Annotated in this window: 15 protein-coding genes and 1 tRNA gene; 6 read left to right on the plus strand and 10 right to left on the minus strand. The window is 61.4% G+C overall.

Annotated elements, in window-relative coordinates:
• Nucleotides 1-314: 314 nt before the first annotated feature.
• The 4 genes from AC54AF_RS10710 to AC54AF_RS10725 all read right to left on the minus strand — a co-directional run bounded on the left by AC54AF_RS10710 (nucleotide 315) and on the right by AC54AF_RS10725 (nucleotide 3,814).
• Nucleotides 315-404, minus strand: a tRNA-Ser gene (locus AC54AF_RS10710).
• A 77-nt stretch (nucleotides 405-481) separates the two neighbouring features.
• The gene (gene serS / locus AC54AF_RS10715; RefSeq protein ID WP_496636537.1) at nucleotides 482-1,771 is read right to left on the minus strand and encodes a serine--tRNA ligase; all 1,290 of its coding nucleotides are present in this window, start codon (nucleotides 1,769-1,771) and stop codon (nucleotides 482-484) included.
• Between the two features lie 147 nt (nucleotides 1,772-1,918).
• Complete coding sequence (locus AC54AF_RS10720) at nucleotides 1,919-2,116, minus strand: hypothetical protein (RefSeq protein WP_215408180.1); 198 nt, start codon at nucleotides 2,114-2,116, stop codon at nucleotides 1,919-1,921.
• A gap of 276 nt (nucleotides 2,117-2,392) precedes the next feature.
• Nucleotides 2,393-3,814 (minus strand): aminotransferase-like domain-containing protein, encoded by a 1,422-nt coding sequence (locus AC54AF_RS10725; protein WP_496636538.1) that lies wholly within the window; start codon nucleotides 3,812-3,814, stop codon nucleotides 2,393-2,395.
• A gap of 180 nt (nucleotides 3,815-3,994) precedes the next feature.
• On the opposite strand from AC54AF_RS10725, the gene AC54AF_RS10730 reads away from it, so the two are divergent.
• Together AC54AF_RS10730 and AC54AF_RS10735 are read left to right on the plus strand one after the other, a co-directional pair.
• Nucleotides 3,995-4,285: a DUF2917 domain-containing protein gene (locus AC54AF_RS10730; RefSeq protein ID WP_496636539.1), complete on the plus strand. Its 291-nt coding sequence runs from the start codon at nucleotides 3,995-3,997 to the stop codon at nucleotides 4,283-4,285.
• The gene (locus AC54AF_RS10735) at nucleotides 4,282-5,019 is read left to right on the plus strand and encodes an NAD-dependent epimerase/dehydratase family protein (protein ID WP_496636540.1); all 738 of its coding nucleotides are present in this window, start codon (nucleotides 4,282-4,284) and stop codon (nucleotides 5,017-5,019) included. The genes AC54AF_RS10730 and AC54AF_RS10735 overlap by 4 nt, the downstream gene beginning before the upstream one ends.
• Nucleotides 5,020-5,022: 3 nt before the next feature.
• On the opposite strand, the gene AC54AF_RS10740 is transcribed toward AC54AF_RS10735, so the two are convergent.
• The 3 genes from AC54AF_RS10740 to AC54AF_RS10750 all read right to left on the minus strand — a co-directional run bounded on the left by AC54AF_RS10740 (nucleotide 5,023) and on the right by AC54AF_RS10750 (nucleotide 9,436).
• Nucleotides 5,023-6,342 (minus strand): replication-associated recombination protein A, encoded by a 1,320-nt coding sequence (locus AC54AF_RS10740; RefSeq protein WP_496636541.1) that lies wholly within the window; start codon nucleotides 6,340-6,342, stop codon nucleotides 5,023-5,025.
• Nucleotides 6,343-6,412: 70 nt separating this feature from the next.
• Entirely contained in the window at nucleotides 6,413-7,069 is a 657-nt protein-coding gene (lolA, locus tag AC54AF_RS10745) for an outer membrane lipoprotein chaperone LolA (protein WP_496636542.1), read from the minus strand.
• Nucleotides 7,070-7,075: 6 nt separating this feature from the next.
• Nucleotides 7,076-9,436, minus strand: coding sequence for a DNA translocase FtsK (locus tag AC54AF_RS10750; protein WP_496636543.1), 2,361 nt, complete (start codon nucleotides 9,434-9,436; stop codon nucleotides 7,076-7,078).
• 215 nt (nucleotides 9,437-9,651) lie between these two features.
• On the opposite strand from AC54AF_RS10750, the gene trxB reads away from it, so the two are divergent.
• From trxB to AC54AF_RS10765, 3 genes are all read left to right on the plus strand, one after another.
• On the plus strand, nucleotides 9,652-10,605 hold the full coding sequence (trxB, locus tag AC54AF_RS10755; RefSeq protein WP_034786153.1) for a thioredoxin-disulfide reductase: 954 nt from the start codon (nucleotides 9,652-9,654) through the stop codon (nucleotides 10,603-10,605).
• Nucleotides 10,606-10,612: 7 nt separating this feature from the next.
• Complete coding sequence (locus AC54AF_RS10760) at nucleotides 10,613-11,287, plus strand: Smr/MutS family protein (protein ID WP_496636544.1); 675 nt, start codon at nucleotides 10,613-10,615, stop codon at nucleotides 11,285-11,287.
• A gap of 123 nt (nucleotides 11,288-11,410) precedes the next feature.
• Complete coding sequence (locus AC54AF_RS10765) at nucleotides 11,411-12,040, plus strand: TRIC cation channel family protein (RefSeq protein WP_131689141.1); 630 nt, start codon at nucleotides 11,411-11,413, stop codon at nucleotides 12,038-12,040.
• Nucleotides 12,041-12,183: 143 nt separating this feature from the next.
• On the opposite strand, the gene AC54AF_RS10770 is transcribed toward AC54AF_RS10765, so the two are convergent.
• On the minus strand, nucleotides 12,184-12,522 hold the full coding sequence (locus AC54AF_RS10770; RefSeq protein ID WP_034758685.1) for a P-II family nitrogen regulator: 339 nt from the start codon (nucleotides 12,520-12,522) through the stop codon (nucleotides 12,184-12,186).
• A gap of 173 nt (nucleotides 12,523-12,695) precedes the next feature.
• Nucleotides 12,696-14,312 (minus strand): NAD+ synthase, encoded by a 1,617-nt coding sequence (locus tag AC54AF_RS10775; RefSeq protein WP_496636545.1) that lies wholly within the window; start codon nucleotides 14,310-14,312, stop codon nucleotides 12,696-12,698.
• A 90-nt stretch (nucleotides 14,313-14,402) separates the two neighbouring features.
• Here AC54AF_RS10775 and AC54AF_RS10780 point away from each other — a divergent pair, with 90 nt between their 5' ends.
• Nucleotides 14,403-15,536: a GNAT family N-acetyltransferase gene (locus tag AC54AF_RS10780; protein ID WP_496636623.1), complete on the plus strand. Its 1,134-nt coding sequence runs from the start codon at nucleotides 14,403-14,405 to the stop codon at nucleotides 15,534-15,536.
• A gap of 51 nt (nucleotides 15,537-15,587) precedes the next feature.
• Here AC54AF_RS10780 and ppa read toward each other — a convergent pair whose 3' ends face one another.
• Nucleotides 15,588-16,130, minus strand: coding sequence for an inorganic diphosphatase (ppa, locus tag AC54AF_RS10785; RefSeq protein WP_496636546.1), 543 nt, complete (start codon nucleotides 16,128-16,130; stop codon nucleotides 15,588-15,590).
• Nucleotides 16,131-16,301 lie beyond the last annotated feature (171 nt).

Raw genomic sequence — 16,301 nt, forward strand, 5'->3', positions numbered from 1 at the left:
TTTAACGTACGCTTGATTTCGAGTCAAGTACATTCGACCACTCTGCCACCTCTCCGTTTACTGCGGTCTATTCGTTCAAACTGGCGCGCCGGTTTGAACGAGGCGCTATTCTAGCATGGGTGTTGTTGGGTTGGGTAGGGGTTTGTTGCTGATCCTGCTCTTAAAAAAAACAAAAACCAATTGGGCGATTCGGGGAGCCCCGCGCAAATATGCGCGGGGCTTCGAATCCCACGCGTACGCCCCGCAGGGGGCGTACTCCTCTTCGCCGCCACAAATAAAAAAAGCTCCCTTTCGGGAGCTTTCTCTATTTGTTCTGGCGGAGAGGGTGGGATTCGAACCCACGGTACGATTTAACGTACGCTTGATTTCGAGTCAAGTACATTCGACCACTCTGCCACCTCTCCATTTACTGCGGTCTTTTCCCGCATTGCTGCGAGAAGGCAAGATTATAGCAGCCCGCAACAAAAAGAAAAGGACTATTTTAGGCCTTCAAATGCGTCAGGCCACCCATGTACGGACGCAGCACTGGCGGGATCTCGACGCTGCCGTCTGCTTGCTGGTAGTTTTCCAGCACGGCCACCAAAGTGCGGCCCACTGCCAGGCCCGAGCCGTTCAGGGTGTGCGCCAGTTCCGGCTTGCCGCTAGCGTTGCGGAAACGCGCCTGCATGCGGCGGGCCTGGAAGGCTTCGCAGTTCGACAGGGACGAGATTTCGCGGTAGGTGTTCTGCGCCGGCAACCACACTTCCAGGTCGAAGGTCTTGGTGGCGCCGAAACCCATGTCGCCCGTACACAGCGACATCACGCGGTATGGCAGGCCCAGGCGTTGCAAGATCGCTTCCGCGTGGCCAACCATTTCATCGAGCACTTGGTACGAGGTGTCCGGGTGCACCACTTGCACCATTTCCACCTTGTCGAACTGGTGCTGGCGGATCATGCCGCGCGTGTCGCGGCCATAGCTGCCCGCTTCCGAGCGGAAGCATGGCGTGTGGGCCGTCATTTTCAGGGGCAGTTGATCGAGCGCCAGGATTTCATCGCGGGCGATGTTGGTCAGCGACACTTCCGACGTCGGGATCAGGTAGAAGGTCTCGCCCTCGCCTTCCGCGCCGCCTTTTTTCACCGAGAACAGATCGGCTTCGAATTTCGGCAACTGGCCCGTGCCGCGCAAGGAATCGGCGTTGACCATGTATGGGGTATAGCATTCCGTGTAGCCGTGCTCATCCACGTGCGTGTTGAGCATGAATTGCGCCAGCGCGCGGTGCAAACGGGCGATGCCGCCCTTCATGACGGAGAAGCGCGAACCGGTCAGCTTGGTCGCCACTTCGAAATCGAGACCCAGCGGAGCGCCCACGTCGACGTGATCCTTGACGTCAAAGTCGAAGGTGCGCGGCGTGCCGACCTTGCGCACTTCCACGTTGCCCGACTCATCCGCGCCCACGGGCGACGACTCGTGCGGCAGGTTCGGCACGGCCATGATGAAATCGCTCAGCTTGGCTTGCACCACGGCCAGGGCCGCTTCATCGGCTTTCAGTTCATCGCCCAGGCCGGACACTTGCGCCATCACGGCCGAGGTGTCTTCCCCCTTGCCTTTCAACATGCCGATTTGCTTGGACAGCGCGTTGCGCTTGCCCTGCAGCTCTTCGGTGCGCGTCTGGATCGCCTTGCGTTCGGCTTCGAGGGCGGTAAAACCTGCCACGTCGAGCTGGAATTTGCGCGTCGCCAGGCGTTCTGCGACGGTGGCGATGTCTTTACGGAGAAGTTGGATATCTATCATGGGTGGATGGCGGTGCCGATGTATCGAAAGCACTCATTGTACCAAGACCCGTTCAGTTCTTTATGAGTTTTGCACATGGCCAACCATCGTCATGGCGGCATGCCTGGGCACTCGCGCCCGCTTTACATTTTCTGCCTAGCTTATTGCTTAAATGAACGCAGCTTTTTCGGCAGCCGTCAGGCGGCGGGCGCTGACGGTAACGACAGGCATGTCGGCAGCCTGGGCGATCACGGTGCTGCTGGCGCTCACTTCCACCGTATTCGCGCCTGCGGTGGCGAAGCTGGCGCCGATGGCGATGATGGCGGCGGCGACAAAGGTGATTTCCATGTTTTTCAGTGCGTGCATGATGTGACTCCTGGTTAGTTTGCGTCGTTGACTGCTGCTGGTATGGTGGTACTTTAGCCAACGGCGACGAACGACGCCACCGGCTTGCGACCAGCGGCGAAAAACAGGGAGCGAACGGTGAAAAACGGGGACTGAAGGGAAAACAAGGGAATGAACAACGCCTGGCAAAACCGTAGCGAGCGGCGGTGATTTGTGGCTAGGAAGCGCAACCGTGCTAGAGCACGGTGAGCATCGCAGGCCGCAAAGCGCGCCGCGCAGCAGGTTTTGACAGGCGTTCTACAAGGCGTCCTTGACGAGACGCCCCAGGCGGCCGATCGCCTGCTCGATGCGCGGCGTCCACGCATTGCCGCAATTGAGGCGCAGATAATTGCCGAACTTGCCCGAGGCCGAGAACAGCTGGCCCGGCATATACGCCACGCCGTCCGCGATCGCCTGGCCGTGCAGGGCCAGCGCATCGATTTGCGGCGGCATCTGCACCCACAGCACGAAACCGCCCTGCGGTTCGGACAGCATGCAGTCCGCCGGAAAACTGGCCGCCACGGCGTCGGACATTCGGGCAATGCGCTGCACCAGGGTGCGCCGCATCTTGCGCAGCTGCTGGTCGTAGCTGCTGCCTTCCAAAAAATCGGCCAGCACGGCCTGGAAGAAATGACTGGTGGCGCCGCTCGACACGGTTTTCAGCAGAGCCACTTCCTGCGCGAAACGCCCGGCCAGCACATAACCGACGCGCGACGCGGGGGTAATCGCCTTGGAAAACGAAGAGCACAGCAGCACATTGCCGCTCGTGTCGTAAGCCTTCACGGGCCACGGCCGCTGCGGTGCAAAGCACAGGTCGCCATATACATCGTCTTCCACCAGCGGAATATTGAATTCTGACAGCAGGCCCGCCAGCCGCTTCTTGTTTGCTTCCGGCATGACGCAGCCCAAGGGATTATTTGCGTTCGGCACGAACAGACACGCTTGCACGAGGCCGGCACGCAGGGCCAGCTCCAGCGCGTCGAGCGACGGCCCCGTCTTCGGGTCGGTGGGGATTTCCAGCGCCTTCATGCCCAGGCTTTCGATCATCTGCAGCAGCACGAAATATGTGGCCGACTCGATGGCGATGGTGTCGCCCGGCTTGGCCACGGCGCGCAGGCACAGGCTGATCGCTTCCGTGCAGGAATTCGTCACGACGATCTCGTGCGGGTCCAGCTTGCCCCAGTCCAGCGCGCGGCGCGCCACCTGGCGCAGGAAATTGCCTTCGCTGACGTCATAGCAGCTGACCTTGCTCAATAGAGCGGGTTCGCGCCGCGCCACCGCGCTGATGGTGCGCTGCATGCGCTTGACGGGCAATATCTCGTCGGGCGGCCAGGCCGTGCCCAGCTGCACGATATTCGCCGTCTCGTTGTCCTTGAGCACGCGCATCAACAGATTGTTGATGCCGACAAAGGCCGGCTCCTTCAAATGCTGGGCGTCGGCACTGCACGGGCGGCGCGGCGCCCGGTGGCGCACGAAATAGCCGGACTGGGGCCGCGCATCGACTTGGCCCCTGTCTTCCATCAGGCGCAGCGCTTGCATCACGGTGCTGACGGAGATGCGCTTTTGCTGCGCCAGGTGGCGGATCGACGGCAGGCGGTCGCCGGGCGCAAACACGCGCGAGTCAATCAGCGCACCGAGCTCGTTGGCCAGGTGCTCGTACAGATTCAAATGCGCGCTCATGTTCATCCCTTCAGTATGCGGCTGCCGCGCGCGGCACGCACAGATACAGTTGCCCGATTTTTTGACAAGCACAGTCTACGACGAAGCACACTGTATGCATCACAATTTCGTTTTCCTGCATCTGTCATGGTTTGCCGCAAGCGCCTAAGCTGCTCCTGTCAGCACAACAGGAGCGATGCCATGCATACCGACCACGAATTACCCAGCGAACGGCCCTTGCGGCTGGACAAGGCGCGCGCCAGGGTCATCGAATGCCTGTCCGGCACGGCCTGGATCACGGCCTACGCCCAGTTCGACGATTGCGTGCTGCGCAGCGGCGAACGCTACACGATACCGAATGACGGCCTGGTGCTGGTCGAAGCCGTGGGCAGCGGACGCATCCGCGTGCACGGCAAGGCCGCACCGCGCACCGCCCTGCTGCGCTGGCTGAACCTGGCACTGCCTCACACACTGAATACAAGGAATACATGACTCAAATACCATTGCGCGTCCTCGTCACGGGCGCCGCCGGCGTTATCGGCACCGCTTTCTGGAAGCGCCGGCACGGGGAATTCTCCCTGCGCCTGGCCGACCTGCACACAGGCAAGCTGGCCGAAGCGCCCTGCCCGTCCATGCAACTCGACGTGAGCGACCATGCCGCCTGCCTGGCCGCCTGCGCCGACATCGACGTGGTGCTTCACCTGGCCGGCGTGCCGCACGCCAGCGCCGATTTCGATGCGCAATTGCTGCAGCCGAACATCGTCGGCACGCACAACCTCTTCCGCGCGGCACAGGCGCAAGGCGTGAAAAGGGTCGTGTTTGCCAGCAGCGCGCAAGCCATCGAGGGCTATCCGCTGGACGTGCAAGTGCAGGAAAACATGCCGGCGCGCCCCGCCAACATGTATGGCGCCAGCAAGGCCTTCGGCGAAGGCGTGGCCTCCGCATTCGCCCACCAGCACGGCATGACGGCGATCGCCGTGCGCATCGCCAACGTGGCCAACTTTGCGCCAGGTCAGCAGCACAGCGCACGCGACATCGCCGCCTTCATCAGCGAGCGCGACGTGGTGCAATTACTGGCGCGCTGCATCGCCGCCGATGTGCCGGCCGGCTACCACGTCGTGCATGGGGTGTCGGACAACCGCTATAAACGCTTGTCGATCGCGGCGACGCGCCAGTTGGTGGGCTACGCGCCGCAGGATGACGGTTTTAGCTTGCTTGGCTTGTAAGCCTCAGCCCTTGCCTGCTGGTTTCCCTGCTTTCCTGTCCAACTCGCGCAGCCAGGCCAATTTATCGGCTATTTTACTTTCCAGGCCGCGCGGCACGGGCTGGTACCAGCCCGGTTCGGCCATGCCGTCCGGGAAATAGGTTTCACCGGCAGCGTAGGCGTCCGGCTCGTCATGCGCGTAGCGGTAGGCGTGGCCGTAGCCCAGTTCCTTCATCAGTTTCGTCGGCGCATTGCGCAAGTGCACGGGCACTTCCTTCGACTTGTCTTTCTTCACAAACGCCATGGCCGTGTTGAACGCGTTGTAGCCGGCATTGCTCTTCGCGGCGATCGCCAGGTAGATCACGGCCTGGCCCAAGGCCAGCTCGCCTTCGGGCGAACCGAGGCGTTCATAGGTTGCCGCTGCGTCGTTGGCCATGGTCAAGGCGCGGGGGTCGGCCAGGCCGATGTCTTCCCAGGCCATGCGCACGATGCGCCGCGACAAATAGCGCGGGTCGGCGCCGCCGTCGATCATGCGGCAAAACCAGTACAGGGCCGCATCCGGGTTCGAACCGCGCACGGATTTATGCAGGGCGGAAATCTGGTCATAGAAATTGTCGCCGCCCTTGTCGAAGCGGCGCGAATTGAGGGTCAGCGCATTGTCGACGAAGGCTGCGTCAATGGTCGTCGTTCCCGTCGAGCTGGCGGCCGTCTCGGCCTGCTCCAGCAAGTTCAGGAAACGCCGCGCATCGCCGTCCGCGTAGCCGATCAGGGTATCGGCGGCCGCCTCGTCGAAGCTCAAATGCGTCAGGGCCGTGCTTTGCGCCTTGGCCAGCAACTGCTTCATCTCGTCTTCGTTGAGCGATTTCAACACATACACTTGCGCGCGCGACAACAGCGCCGAATTGACTTCGAAGCTGGGGTTTTCCGTCGTCGCGCCAATGAACGTCACCAGGCCCGATTCGACGAAGGGCAGCAAGGCGTCCTGCTGCGACTTATTAAACCGGTGGATCTCGTCGACGAACAATAAAGTGTGCTTGCCGAACTGGTCCAGGCTGTGGCGGGCCTGGTCCATGGCGGCGCGGATATCTTTCACGCCAGCAAACACGGCCGACAGGGCGATGAATTCGCTGTCGAAGGCGTTCGCCATCAGGCGCGCCAGCGTCGTCTTGCCCACGCCGGGCGGCCCCCATAAAATCATCGAATGGGCTTTGCCCGCCTCGAATGCGAGGCGCAGCGGTTTGCCCACGCCCAGCAGATGCGTCTGGCCGATGACTTCGTTGAGAGTGCTCGGGCGCAAGGCTTCGGCCAGCGGCTGGCGCGGTGCGGTGGAAAAGAGATCCGCCATAATATTTACCGGGTAAGAATGCAAAGGCCCCGCATCGCTGCGAGGCCGGTCAACAACAGGACGTCAATAATCAGTTATTAATGACGTCTGCGCCTTTTGGCATCACGAATTTGAAATGGTTCGCCGCCAGCACAGGGTTTTTCTGGAAGTTCTTGAACGACAGCACCGAGGTCTGGCCGAACGAATCGCGCAATTCCATCGCTTCGGGCACGCCATTGCGCAGGCCGATGGTGATTTCGTCGAACGTCGTGTCCTTGGCTTTCGGCGTCGCTTTCAGCCATTCCAGGCCATCGCGCGTGCCCGCTTCGGCCAGGGTGAAATTCTTTTCCAGGTCGTTGCTGCCAAACAAAATCGCGGCCGGCGAGGAACCGAGCGCGTCGCCCAGTTTCTTCACCGTCACCTGGCTCAAGTCCTTGTCGTAGATATACAGCTTGTCGCCATCCGCTTGCAGCAGCTGCTCGTATGGTTTCAGATAGGTCCAGATGAACTTGCCCGGACGGGCAAACTCGAACGTGCCGCTGGCCGGCGTCGATACCTTGGCCTTGCCGCTGGCGTCCGCCTTCTTGACTTGCCGCTGCACGAACTCGCCCTTGGCCGACTTGGTGCCGGCCGCAAAGCTCTTGAATTGCTCGAGCGCGCTGGCCGAGGCGCTGGCCGCGAACAGCAGGCTGCAGGCGACGCTGGCCGCGCCGATCATCATTTTTGTTGCGAAAGTCGTGTTCTTCATTCTGTTTTACCCTTGTTCGCTACTGGCCGCCGGCACCAGGATTTCCCGGTTGCCATTGGATTGCATGGTTGATACCACCCCGCTCTGCTCCATCTGCTCGAGCAGACGGGCGGCACGGTTGTAGCCGATGCGCAAATGACGCTGCACCAGCGAAATCGAGGCGCGGCGGTTTTTCAGCACCACCGCCACCGCCTGGTCGTACAGGGCATCGGCCTCGCCGCCGCCCTCGCCCGGTGCGCCGCCTTCGGCGCCATCGCCTTCCAGAGTGCCGCCTTCGAGGATACCCTCGATGTAATTCGGTTCGCCCTGCAACTTCAAATGGCTGACGACACGGTGGACTTCTTCATCGGACACGAACGCGCCGTGCACGCGCATCGGTAAACCGGTGCCTGGCGGCATGTACAGCATGTCGCCCATGCCCAGCAGGGTTTCCGCACCCATCTGGTCGAGAATGGTGCGCGAGTCGATCTTCGACGATACCTGGAAGGCGATACGCGTCGGAATGTTGGCCTTGATCAAGCCCGTGATCACGTCTACAGATGGGCGCTGCGTGGCCAGAATCAAGTGCAGACCGGCGGCGCGGGCCTTTTGTGCGATACGCGCGATCAATTCCTCGACTTTCTTGCCCACCACCATCATCAGATCGGCCAGCTCGTCGATGATGATGACGATGGTTGGCAGTTTGTCGAGCGGCTCGGGCGAATCCGGCGTCAGGCTGAACGGATTCGGGATATGTTCTTCGCGCTTTTTCGCATCGGCAATCTTCGCGTTGTAGCCGGCCAGATTACGCACACCCATCTTGCTCATCAGCTTGTAGCGGCGTTCCATCTCGTTCACGGCCCAGTTCAGCGCGTGGCCGGCCTGGCGCATGTCGGTGACGACGGGCGCCAGCAAGTGCGGAATGCCTTCATACACGGACATTTCCAGCATCTTCGGATCGATCAGGATCAGGCGCACGTCGAGCGGGTCGGATTTATACAGCAGCGACAGAATCGTCGCATTGATGCCGACCGATTTGCCGGAACCGGTGGTACCGGCCACCAGCAAGTGGGGCATTTTCGCCAGGTCGGCCACGACGGGCTTGCCGGCAATATCCTTGCCCAGCGCAATCGTCAGGCTGGACACGCCATCGTTGTACACCTTGGAGCCGAGGATTTCCGTCAGGCGCACGATCTGGCGTTTACTATTCGGCAGTTCCAGCGCCATGTAGTTCTTGCCGGGAATGGTTTCCACCACCCTGATCGAGGTGAGCGACAGCGAACGGGCCAGGTCGCGCGCCAGGCCGACGATCTGGCTGCCCTTGACGCCCGTGGCTGGCTCGATTTCATAGCGCGTGACGACAGGGCCGGGGTAAGCGGCCACTACCTTGGCATCCACGCCAAAGTCGGATAATTTCTTTTCGATCAGGCGGCTCGTGAATTCCAGCGTTTCCACAGAAACCGTTTCCACCACGGGCGGCGCCTCATCGAGCAGGGACAGCGGCGGCAGCTTGCCGTCGCCGGGGGTTTCAAACAGATGCGCCTGGCGCTCCTTTTCCACGCGCTCCGATTTCACCACGGTCACGACTTGCGGCTCGATCTTCACGGGCGGCGCGGCCACATGTTTTTCCACGTGCTTGGCCCGTTCGATGACCACCACTTCGTCGCGGCGCACGGCGGCCACTTCGCCCTGACGGCGGTCTTCGCGGTCCTGGTAGCGCAGCACGAACCAGTTGAAGGCGTCTTCGATGGCGCCGCCGATGCGCTCGGCCACATGCAGCCAGGACACATGGAAGAACAGACTGAAACCCAGGCCGAACAGCAGCAACAGTAATAAAGTAGCGCCAGTGAAACCGAAGGCCACGTGGGCCGAGTGTCCCACCAGCTGGCCCAGCACGCCGCCCGGCTCGCGCGGCAGCTGCACGTGCAGGCTTTTCGCCATGCGCAGGTATTCGAGGCCCATGCTGCCGATCAGCATGATGGAAAAGCCGACGATGCGGATCAGCATCTCGACATGGTGCTCGCGCTCCACCTCTTCCTCTTCCAGCAGGAAGCGCTTGCTCAGGCGGCGGTAACCATGCCACACGGTGCGCAGCAGCCACACGCACCACCACCAGGCGGAAAAACCGAAGATATACAGCAACAGATCGGAGAAGGTCGCCCCCAGCTTGCCGCCCAGGTTGGCGACCTTGTCGACGTTGGTGGCGTGCGACCAGCCCGGATCGAGCTTGTTGAAGCTGGCCAGGATCAGCACGAAGTACAGGGCGAACGCGGCCAGCGCGAACCAGCGCGCCTCGGACAGCAGCCGCACCAGCCGGTTGGGCAGGGGCCGGCGTTCGACCGGTTTTCGGGTGTAGCTATTTTGATTGGCCTGGGCTGGTTTAGTCATTCTGGGAAGCGCTGCAAGGTGATAAATGTTTCTGAAAGGGAAATTCCCATAATAAGGAAGTATTCTAAGCCATATATACCCCGGACGGCCCCACGATTCGTCGCCACAGGCGGCTTGGTCTATAATCGTGGATTGCTTGCACAAGCGCAAGACGCCCTTGTTCTTCGCGCGTATGCCCCCAATTCGGATAGACCCCACTCATAGAGAAGCCTCCCATGACCACTACCAAACACGCCCGCGTTTTGATCCTAGGCTCCGGCCCAGCCGGCTACAGCGCCGCCGTCTACGCCGCCCGCGCCAACCTGAACCCGATGCTGGTCACCGGCGTGGAACAAGGCGGCCAGTTGATGACCACCACCGACGTGGAAAACTGGCCCGGCGATCCGATGGGCGTGCAAGGTCCGGACCTGATGCAGCGCCTGCTGCAGCACGCCGAGCGTTTCAATACGGAAATCGTGTTTGACCACATCCACACCACCTTCCTCAACGAAAAACCGATCCGCCTGAAGGGCGACAGCCACGAATACACGTGCGACACCTTGATCATCGCCACGGGCGCGTCCGCGCAATACCTGGGCCTGCCATCGGAAGCGGAATTCATGGGCAAGGGCGTGTCCGCCTGCGCCACCTGCGATGGCTTCTTCTACCGCAACCAGGAAGTGGCCGTCGTCGGCGGCGGCAACACGGCCGTCGAAGAAGCGCTGTACCTGTCGAACATCGCCAATAAGGTCACGCTGATCCACCGCCGCGACAAGTTCCGCGCCGAAGCGATTCTGATCGACCGCCTGAACGCCAAGGTTGCCGAAGGCAAGATTGTGTTGAAATATAACCACACCCTGGACGAAGTGACGGGCAATGAAGGCGGCGTGACGGGCCTGAACATCAAGTCGACCATCGATGGCAAGGTCGAAGCCTTGAGCGTGCACGGCGTGTTCATCGCCATCGGCCACAAGCCGAACACGGGCATCTTCGAAGGCCAGCTGGAGATGCACAACGGCTACATCAAGACCAAGACGGGCCTGGAAGGCATGGCCACGGCCACCAGCGCGCCGGGCGTGTTTGCTGCCGGCGACGTGCAGGACCATATCTACCGCCAGGCCATCACCAGCGCCGGCACGGGTTGCATGGCAGCACTGGACGCCCAGCGCTACCTGGAAGGCCAGGAGTAAGCGTCGCATGGCGTCGATGAAAGACTTTGCCGACCTGAAAGCGGTCAGCAAGCAGCTCAAGGAGCAGGCAGATGCGCGCGCGCAAGCCGCGGCTGAGCGCGCGCAGCAAGTCAAGGTGCAGGCCGTGGAAAGCAATCTGTTCAAGGCCAGCATCGGCGGCGTCAAGCGCCTGCCCGAGTCGGACCGCTACGTGCCCAGCCAGCCCAAGGTGGGCGCGGCAAGCACCCAGCAGCCGGCCCGCAAGCTGTCTCCTGAAGAGGACGATGCGGCCGTGCTGCGCGAGTCGCTGTCGGACTTGTTCGAGGTCGACCATTACCTGGAAAACGATCCGGCCCTGAACTACGCCCGTCCCGGCGTGGGACCGGACGTGGTCAAGAAGATGCGCAAGGGCCACTGGCCCATCCAGGATGAGCTGGACTTGCACGGCTTGCGCCGCGACGAGGCGCGCGACGGCATCGGCGCCTTTTTGAACCAGGCGACGCGGCGCAAGCTGCGCTGCGTGCGCGTGATCCACGGCAAGGGTTTTGGCTCGAAAGGCCAGGAACCGGTCCTGAAATCGATGGTGCACAGCTGGCTCGTGCAAAAGGATGAAGTCATCGCCTTTTGCCAGGCACGCCGCTCCGAAGGGGGCGATGGCGCGCTGGTGGTATTGCTTTCTTCCGCGCTGCAACCCATTCGCTGAGCTTGCCAGCAAGAAAACACAATTCAGTCACAAGTTACACCCTGCACACGGCCCCGTTTGTCACCATTCGGGGCCGTGTCATGTTAACCTGTGACAATTATTTCCTGCTCAAGCGCTCCGCCCATGATGCCACCCCAATTGCCGCCTGGCTCCTTGATCAAGATCATCGAGGTCATCGCCATCCTGGTGGGCGCGTTTTCCGGCTTCATCGAAGCGCGCCGCAAGCGCATGGACCTGGTCGGCGTGTTTGTCGTGGCCTTCATCACGGCGTTTGGCGGCGGCACCCTGCGCGACATCCTGCTCGACAAGCGGCCCCTGTTCTGGGTCTCGCACCAGGAATACGCGATTCTCATCTTCGTGCTGGCCCTGACGGCCGCGCCCCTGATCCAGCACCTGCGGCAAATCGTCTCGGAACGCCTGATCATCATTGCCGACGCCATCGGCCTGGGCATGTTCGCCATCGCGGGCGTGGCCGAGGCGACGCGCGCCGGCATGCCGCTCTTCATCGCGTCGATGATGGGGGTGATTACGGGGATTTTTGGCGGCGTGATGCGCGACATCGTCTGCAACGAAGTGCCGATGGTGTTTCGCGACGGCAAACCATACGCCATCTGCGCCTTCTTCGGCTGCTGGGCCTACCTGCTGCAGATGCACTTCGGCGCCGAGCACGACTTCGCGCTGTGGACCAGCGCCAGCGGCATCACGATTCTGCGCCTGATATGCTGGAAATTCGACATGCGGCTGGGGCGGTGAAGCGCGCTGCTGCGCAATCCGGCAGCTTTGGTGGCTCAGCAGCGTCGGCTTACGCGTATTGACGTATATCAGGCAGTAGGTCGGATTAGGCTCAAAGAGCCGTAATCCGACAACATTGTTGGCATAGACCCCGGCAAGAAAACTTAAACAGCGTCCGGACCGGTTTCTCCCGTGCGGATGCGGATCACCTGCTCCACGTCGCGCACGAAGATCTTGCCGTCGCCGATCTTGCCCGTGCGGGCCGCCTTGATGATGGCGTCGACCACCAGTTCCGACACGCTGTCGTCCACCACCACTTCGACTTTGACTTTCGGCAGGAAGTCGACCACGTACTCGGCGCCACGGTACAGCTCGGTATGCCCCTTCTGGCGACCGAAGCCCTTCACTTCCGTCACGGTCAAGCCCGTCACGTTCACGTCGGCCAGGGCCTCGCGTACTTCGTCGAGCTTGAATGGTTTGATGATGGCGGTAATCTGTTTCATGGCTTTCTCCTTATTGATAATCGTCAATTCATTACTAGCTGGCTGAACGGGACCCCGCAAAACCGTAGCGAGCAAGTTCAATACCGGGTTGAGTAGCGGAGCCGTACTGTAGTACGGTGAGCAACGGATGCCCGGTAGTGAGCTGCGCAGTAGGTTTGGCGGGGTTCCCCTCGTTATTCGTAGAACTTGGAGGTAATCGGATAGCGCCAGTCGCGGCCGAAGCCACGGTGCGTGACGCGGATGCCCACCGGCGACTGGCGCCGCTTGTATTCATTGATCTTGATCAGGCGCGTGACCCGGGCCACATCGGCCGGCGGGTAGCCAGCCTCGATAATCTCGGCGATCGGCCGGTTTTCTTCCATATACAGCTGCATGATGCCGTCGAGCACGTCGTACGGCGGCAAGGAATCCTGGTCCAGCTGGTCGGCGCGCAACTCGGCCGACGGTCCGCGCGTCAGGATGCGCTCGGGTATCACGCTTGAGATACTGTTGCGCCAGGCGCACAGGCGGTACACGAGCGTCTTGGCGATATCCTTGATCACGGCAAAGCCGCCCGCCATGTCGCCGTACAGGGTGCAATAGCCGACGGCCATCTCGCTCTTGTTGCCCGTCGTCAGCACGATGCTGCCATGCTTGTTCGACAAGGCCATCAGCAAGGTGCCGCGGATGCGCGCCTGGATGTTTTCTTCCGTCGCATCTTCCGCCAGTCCGGCGAACTCGTCAGCCAGGGTGGCGCGGAAGGCGTCGAATGTTTGCTTGATCGGAATTTCATCGTAGCGCACATTGAGGCGTTTTACCATGTCGCGCGAGTCGATCCACGAGATATCGGCCGTAAATTGCGACGGCATCATCACGGCGCGCACCTTGTCGGCGCCCAGCGCATCGACGGCGATGGCCAGGGTCAGGGCGGAATCGACGCCACCCGACATGCCGATCAGCACGCCCGGGAAGCCGTTCTTGACTATATAGTCGCGCACGCCCAGCACCAGCGCCTGGTATACCTGCGCCTCCGTCGTCAACGGCGCGGCCAGCGGCTGCGGCACGGGCGTGGCGCCGTCGAACTCGACGAGCTGCAAGTCTTCCTCGAAATGGCGCAGCTGGGCGCAGATGGTGCCGGCCGCATCCATGACGAACGAATCGCCATCGAAAATCAGCTCGTCCTGGCCACCGACCAGGTTGGCGTACACGAGGGCCATGCCTTGCGCGCTGACATTCTTGCGCATGGTTTCATAGCGCAGATGCTGCTTGTTCATGTGGTAGGGCGAGCCGTTCGGCACCAGCAGCACTTGCGCGCCGGCCGCGCGGGCGCGCATCGGCGCGTGCTCGAACCATGTGTCTTCGCAGATATTGATGCCGAAACGCACACCCTTCACGCCAAACACGAACGCCTGATCCGACGACGTGAAATAGCGCTTTTCATCGAAAACGGTCGTGTTCGGCAAGTCGTGCTTGCGGTAAGTGCCCAGCACTTCGCCGTTCAGCAGCACGGAGGCGGCATTGTGGCGCACGCCCTTCTCGTCTTGCAGGGGCAAACCCACCACCACGTGCAAATCGGTGAACTGGGCCAGGTCGGCAGCCAGTCCGGCAAACGCTTCCTGCGTTTTTGCGTAGAATGCATTGCGCAGTAGTAAGTCCTCGGGGGGATAGCCGACCAGCGACAGTTCCGGCGTGAGCACGATATCGGCGCCCGCCTCGAACGCGCGGCGGGAAAGGTCGAAGATCTTGGCACGGTTGCCGGCCAGATCGCCGACCGTACTATTCATTTGAGCAATTGCGACTTTGACTGTCATGATGATGATGGATATTTCGTTCTATTAAACAAGACAGGGGCGCGCAGGCCGACGACGGCGCCCCGAGAGTGATGAATGCACACTACAACAATGAATTATCGCACGGCTATCGTCACTACCCTGGCTGAAATTGGCGAAGCGGCCTGGTCTGAACTGCTGGCCAGCCAGGCGGAGGCCACTCCCTTCCTGTCCTACGCCTTCTTGCACGCGCTGCACGAGTCCGGCTGCGCCAGCGCGGACACGGGCTGGCAGCCGAATTACCTGGTGCTGTGGCAAGGCGACGTGCTGGCCGCCGCCCTGCCCCTGTACCTGAAGATGCACTCGTATGGCGAGTACGTGTTCGACTGGGCCTGGGCCGATGCATATCAGCAACATGGTCTCGAATACTACCCGAAACTGTTGTCCGCCATTCCCTTTACGCCCGTGAGCGGCACACGCTTGCTGGCCCGCGATGGCGCGGCGCGTGGGGCCCTGCTGGCCTTCCTTCAAGCGCAGCAGCAAGCGGCCGAGGTGTCGTCCTGCCACATCCTGTTCCCGCCGGAAAGCGAAGCGCGCCAGCTGGAAGAAGCCGGCTACCTGATGCGTAGTGGCGTGCAGTTTCACTGGCTCAATCCCGGCTACACGGATTTCGAGCAATTCCTCGCCACTCTGGAGCACAAGAAGCGCAAGAATATCCGCGCCGAGCGGCGCAAGGTGCGGGAGGCGGGCGTGGTCATGCGCCAGGTGCGCGGCGTGGACGCCCTTGAGGAGGACTGGAAACTGTTCCATCGCTGCTACAGCAATACCTATGCGGAACACCGTTCCTCGCCCTACCTGTCGCTGGACTTCTTCCGGCGCATCGGTGCCAGCATGCCGCAGAACATTTTATTGGTGATCGCCGAGCGCGAGGGCCGGGCCATTGCCGCCTCGCTGGTGATCCACACGAGCGATACCCTGTATGGCCGCTACTGGGGCGCACTCGAGCACGTGCCCTGCCTGCATTTCGAGACGGCGTACTACCAGCCGCTGGAATTTTGCATCGCCAACGGCATCGCCACCTTCGAAGGGGGCGCCCAGGGCGAGCACAAGATGGCGCGCGGCTTCCTGCCGCAAAAGACGTGGTCCGCCCACTGGCTGGCGCACCCGGCCTTTGCCGACGCCGTGCAGCGCTTCCTCGAGCGCGAACGGGGCGGCATCGATGCCTACCTCGATGAATTGAACGAGCACAGTCCGTTTCGCGCATAAAAAAACGCTCCCGGCCATGACTGGCGGGGAGCGTTTTTTTACTCGGTGTTCTTAGGCTTTGGCGGCGTCAGTCTTGAAGGCGGCGACGCCGTTCAGGATTTCTTCCTTGGCCACGTCAGGACCATACCAGCCGTCGATCTTGACCCATTTGCCTTTTTCCAGATCTTTGTAATGCTCGAAGAAATGCTGGATCTGGCGCAAACGCAGTTCGTTCAAGTCTTCCGGCTTTTGCCAGTGGCTGTAGATCGACAGGACCTTGTCGACTGGCACGGCCAGCACTTTCGCGTCTTCGCCCGACTCGTCGGTCATTTTCAGCACGCCGATAGGACGGCAGCGCACGACCACGCCCGGGATCAGCGGGAACGGGGTGATGACCAGCACGTCGACCGGGTCGCCGTCCGGCGACAGGGTGTTCGGCACGTAGCCGTAGTTGCACGGGTAATGCATGGCGGTACCCATGAAGCGATCGACGAAGATCGCGCCGCTTTCCTTGTCGACTTCGTACTTGATCGGATCGGCATTCATCGGGATTTCGATGACGACGTTGAAATCGTTCGGCAGGTCGCGGCCGGAAGAGACGTTATTCAAACTCATGGGGTTCCTCATTAGCGGATGGTGTTTTAACCGCGTAATTATAGCGAAGTACAGGCAGCTTGTGCGATGCAGCAGCGGCCCGCCGGCGAATTGCGCCTCCCGCCAACAACAGTGGCACGGATGGCCCGCAGGCCCGCGTCACCTGCCAGCGAGAGAATAAACAGGCTGCCG

The organism is Janthinobacterium sp. JF4 (assembly GCF_059617925.1).

Excerpts from the sequence above, each read along its gene's own strand:
- AC54AF_RS10760 (WP_496636544.1), top strand. The coding sequence starts at position 10,613 with ATGGCGTCGATGAAAGACTTTGCCGACCTGAAAGCGGTCAGCAAGCAG.
- AC54AF_RS10730 (WP_496636539.1), top strand. The coding sequence starts at position 3,995 with ATGCATACCGACCACGAATTACCCAGCGAACGGCCCTTGCGGCTGGAC.
- AC54AF_RS10725 (WP_496636538.1), bottom strand. The coding sequence starts at position 3,814 with ATGAGCGCGCATTTGAATCTGTACGAGCACCTGGCCAACGAGCTCGGT.
- trxB (WP_034786153.1), top strand. The coding sequence starts at position 9,652 with ATGACCACTACCAAACACGCCCGCGTTTTGATCCTAGGCTCCGGCCCA.
- AC54AF_RS10750 (WP_496636543.1), bottom strand. The coding sequence starts at position 9,436 with ATGACTAAACCAGCCCAGGCCAATCAAAATAGCTACACCCGAAAACCG.
- AC54AF_RS10740 (WP_496636541.1), bottom strand. The coding sequence starts at position 6,342 with ATGGCGGATCTCTTTTCCACCGCACCGCGCCAGCCGCTGGCCGAAGCC.
- ppa (WP_496636546.1), bottom strand. The coding sequence starts at position 16,130 with ATGAGTTTGAATAACGTCTCTTCCGGCCGCGACCTGCCGAACGATTTC.
- AC54AF_RS10720 (WP_215408180.1), bottom strand. The coding sequence starts at position 2,116 with ATGCACGCACTGAAAAACATGGAAATCACCTTTGTCGCCGCCGCCATC.
- AC54AF_RS10775 (WP_496636545.1), bottom strand. The coding sequence starts at position 14,312 with ATGACAGTCAAAGTCGCAATTGCTCAAATGAATAGTACGGTCGGCGAT.
- AC54AF_RS10735 (WP_496636540.1), top strand. The coding sequence starts at position 4,282 with ATGACTCAAATACCATTGCGCGTCCTCGTCACGGGCGCCGCCGGCGTT.
- AC54AF_RS10765 (WP_131689141.1), top strand. The coding sequence starts at position 11,411 with ATGATGCCACCCCAATTGCCGCCTGGCTCCTTGATCAAGATCATCGAG.
- AC54AF_RS10780 (WP_496636623.1), top strand. The coding sequence starts at position 14,403 with ATGAATTATCGCACGGCTATCGTCACTACCCTGGCTGAAATTGGCGAA.
- AC54AF_RS10770 (WP_034758685.1), bottom strand. The coding sequence starts at position 12,522 with ATGAAACAGATTACCGCCATCATCAAACCATTCAAGCTCGACGAAGTA.
- lolA (WP_496636542.1), bottom strand. The coding sequence starts at position 7,069 with ATGAAGAACACGACTTTCGCAACAAAAATGATGATCGGCGCGGCCAGC.
- serS (WP_496636537.1), bottom strand. The coding sequence starts at position 1,771 with ATGATAGATATCCAACTTCTCCGTAAAGACATCGCCACCGTCGCAGAA.